The organism is Streptomyces sp. NPDC048514 (assembly GCF_043199955.1).
Taxonomy (GTDB): domain Bacteria; phylum Actinomycetota; class Actinomycetes; order Streptomycetales; family Streptomycetaceae; genus Streptomyces.
In genome coordinates this window covers 1-3,634 of the sequence record NZ_JBICWT010000027.1, presented here as the reverse complement: position 1 = coordinate 3,634, position 3,634 = coordinate 1, and the positions used below count along the sequence as shown (strand labels likewise).

Genomic DNA, 3,634 nt, shown 5'->3' with positions numbered 1-3,634 from the left:
TCGAACGCAGCCGCGAACACCGGGAACACCCCATACAACTCCCGGCCCATCCCCACCCGCTGCGCACCCTGACCCGTGAACATCAACGCCGTCAGGCCGGATCGGAGCCGTACGCCGTCGTGGGACGCGCGGGCCAGTCCCTCCAGACCACGCAGCAGCTCCTCGGTGTCGGCGCCGACCACGACAGCACGGTGGTCGAACATCGTCCGGCCGGTCGCCAGCGAGTAGGCCACATCGGACGGCGACGGCTTCGGGGACTCCGTCATGTGCGCGCGCAGGCGTTCGGCCTGCGCGCTCAGCGCCTCGTGCGAGGTGCCCGAGAGCACCCACGGCACCACGGAACCGCCATGGCCGGGCGCCGGCTCGTCCGTGACACCGCCGCCACCGGGCACCGGCTCGTGCGCGACCGGCTCCGGCGCCTGCTCCAGGAGGAGGTGGACGTTGGTGCCGCTGACGCCGAAGGAGGACACACCGGCGCGGCGCGGTGCACCCGTCTCCGGCCACGGACGGGCTTCGGTCAGCAACTCCACCGACCCGGCCGACCAGTCGATCTTCTGGGAGGGTTCGTCGGCGTGCAGGGTGCGCGGCAGGACACCGTGACGCATCGCCATGACCATCTTGATCACACCGGCCACACCGGATGCGGCCTGTGTGTGACCGATGTTCGACTTGAGCGCGCCGAGCCACAGCGGCCGGTCCGCCGCCCGTCCCCGGCCGTAGGTCGCGATCAGCGCCCCCGCCTCGATGGGGTCGCCGAGCGGGGTGCCGGTGCCGTGTGCCTCCACCACGTCCACGTCGGACGTCGTGAGTCCCGCGGCGGCGAGCGCCGTCTGGATGACCCGCTGCTGCGAGGGACCGTTGGGGGCGGTGAGACCGTTGCTCGCGCCGTCCTGGTTGACGGCCGAGCCCTTGACGACGGCGAGCACCTGGTGGCCGTTGCGCTGCGCGTCGGACAGTCGTTCGAGCAACACCAGGCCCACGCCTTCGGCCCAGCCCGCACCGTCCGCGTCGGCCGAGAACGCCTTGCAGCGGCCGTCGCGGGACATGGCCCGCTGCCGGCTGAACTCGATGAAGCTGTCCATGGTGGACATCACGACCACACCGCCGGCGAGCGCCATCGAGCACTCGCCCTGGCGCAGTGACTGCGCGGCGAGGTGCAGGGCGAGCAGCGAGGAGGAGCAAGCCGTGTCCACGGTCAGCGACGGGCCCTGGAGACCGAAGGTGTACGAGATGCGCCCGGAGGCGACGCTGCTGGCGCTGCCGGTGGCGAGGTAGCCCTCGAACTCCTCGGGCGCCTGCTGGAAGCGGGAGCCGTAGTCGTTGTAGCTGGCGCCGATGAACACGCCCGCCTCGGTGCCCTTGAGCGAGGCCGGTGCGATGCCGGCCCGTTCGAAGGCCTCCCAGGACGTCTCGAGCAGCAGGCGGTGCTGCGGGTCGATGGCCAGGGCCTCACGTGGCGAGATCCCGAAGAACGTCGGGTCGAAGTGGTCGGCGTCGTAGAGGAATCCACCTCCGCGGGCGTAGAACGTGCCCGGCTTGTCGGGGTCCGGGTCGTAGCGGCCGTCGATGTCCCAGCCGCGGTCGGTGGGGAATCCGGACACGACGTCGCGGCCCTCGTCGACGAGCCGCCACAGCTCCTCGGGGGTGGTGACACCGCCGGGGAAGCGGCAGCTCATGCCCACGATCACGATGGGGTCGTCGTCGACGGACGCGGTCGCGGCCGTGGGCTCGGGGGCGGCGGGCCGGGTGCCGACGACTTCGGTGAAGAGGTGCTGGACGAGCGCCGTGACGGACGGATAGTCGAAGACGAGCGTGACGGGCAGCCGCATTCCGGTCGCGGCCGAGAGCCGGTTGCGCAGGTCCACGGCGGTGAGAGAGTCGAAGCCGAGCTCGCGGAACGCCCGGTCCACCTCGACGGATTCGGGGCCGGAGTGGCCCAGGACGGCTGCCACCTGGGTGCTGACCAGACCTGTCAGAACCTGTATGGCGTCGGTGTCCGGCAGGCCCGCCAGCTGCTGGGCCAGCGGGGAGTCGTCGTCGCGGTTGCCGGTGTGCGCGCCGGCGCCGGGGAGGGCGGCGCGGACGGCGCTCACCTCGGGCAGGTCGGCCAGTACCGGGACGGCGGGTCCGGCCGGGGAGGACGCCGTGAGGCGCTCCCAGTCGACGTCGGCGACGGCCACGAACGTGTCGTTCAGGTCGAGTGCCTGCTGGAGGGCGACGATCGCCGACTCCGGTGCCATCGCGGGCATTCCGCCCGCGCGCAGCCTCGCCTCGGTGGCGTCGTCGACGAGGCCGCCGCCCGCCCAGGGGCCCCAGGCGACGGACGTCGACGCGAGGCCCGCCGTGCGGCGCTGTTCGGCGAGCGCGTCCAGGAAGGCGTTGGCCGCCGAGTAACTGCCCTGGCCGGGGCCGCCCAGCGTGCCGGCGAAGGAGGAGAACAGTACGAAGGCGCTCAGGTCACGGCTCTTGGTCAACTCGTGCAGGTTGAGCGCGGCGTCCACCTTGGGTCGCAGGACGGTGTGGGCCCGGTCGGCGGTGAGGGTGTCGATGACTCCGTCGTCGAGGACGCCGGCCGTGTGGAACACCGACCGGACGGGTGAGTCAGCGGAGTCCAGGTCGCCGAGCAGCTCGGCCAGGGCGTCGCGGTCGCTGACGTCGCAGGCGGCGAGGGTGACGCGGGCGCCGAGTGCGGTGAGTTCGGCCTGCAGCTGCGCGGCGCCGGGGGCGTCCGGTCCACTGCGGCTGACCAGGACGAGGTGTTCGGCGCCGGCGCCGGCCAGCCACCGGGCGACGTGACGGCCCAGGCCGCCCGTGCCACCGGTGATCAGGGCCGTGCCCTGAGGCCGCCAGGGCGTACGCGCGGCTCCGCGCGGTGTGGCCCGGACGAGTCGCCGGCCGAACGTCCCGGAGGGGCGAACGGCCAGCTCGTTCTCCGCGTCGTGCACACCGGCCAGCACCCCGGCCACGCGCGCCGTGGCCCGCTGGTCGAGCGACGGGGGCAGGTCGATCACGCCGCCCCAGCGCTGCGGGTACTCCAGCGCGGCGATCCGGCCCAGACCCCAGAGCGCGGCCTGGAGCGGACTCGCGACGGCTTCGGACCTGCCGGTGGCGACGGCGCTCTGGGTGGCGAGCCAGAGGGGGGCGCCGATCCCCGCGTCGCCGAGCGCCTGGATCAGGGTCAGGGTGTGGGCGAGACCGCAGGGCAGTCCCGGCTGCCGGGGAGGGACGTCCTCGGAGAAGGCGAGCAGGGAGAGTACGCCCACGGGGGCGGCGGTGCCGTTCAGGGATTCGCGCAGCCGCGAGGCCAGCAGTTCGCGGTCGGCGCCCTCGGCGCCGACCTCCAAGGACAGCACCGTCATACCCTGGCGGGTCAGGGTGCCGGCGAGTTCCCGGGTCACGGACCGGCCGGCGGGGCCCACCAGGAGCCAAGTCCCCTGGGAGACGGCGGACTTGTCCTCGGGCAGTGGTTTCCAGGTGATGCGGTAGCGCCAGGAGTCGGTCACCGCCCGGTCGCGGCTGCGACGGCGCCAGGACGCCAGCGACGGCAGCAACGAGACCAGCGGATCCAGGCCGTCCAGATCCAGCGCCGCCGCCAGCGACCGCACATCCTCCCGCTCCACCGCCTCCCAGAACG

At 73.2% G+C, this 3,634-nt stretch carries 1 protein-coding gene; it reads right to left on the bottom strand.

Annotation, left to right across the window (positions count from 1 at the left end):
• The coding region (locus ACGFT2_RS34055) for an SDR family NAD(P)-dependent oxidoreductase (RefSeq protein WP_393286230.1) at positions 1 to 3,634 on the bottom strand (3,634 nt) is incomplete at both ends.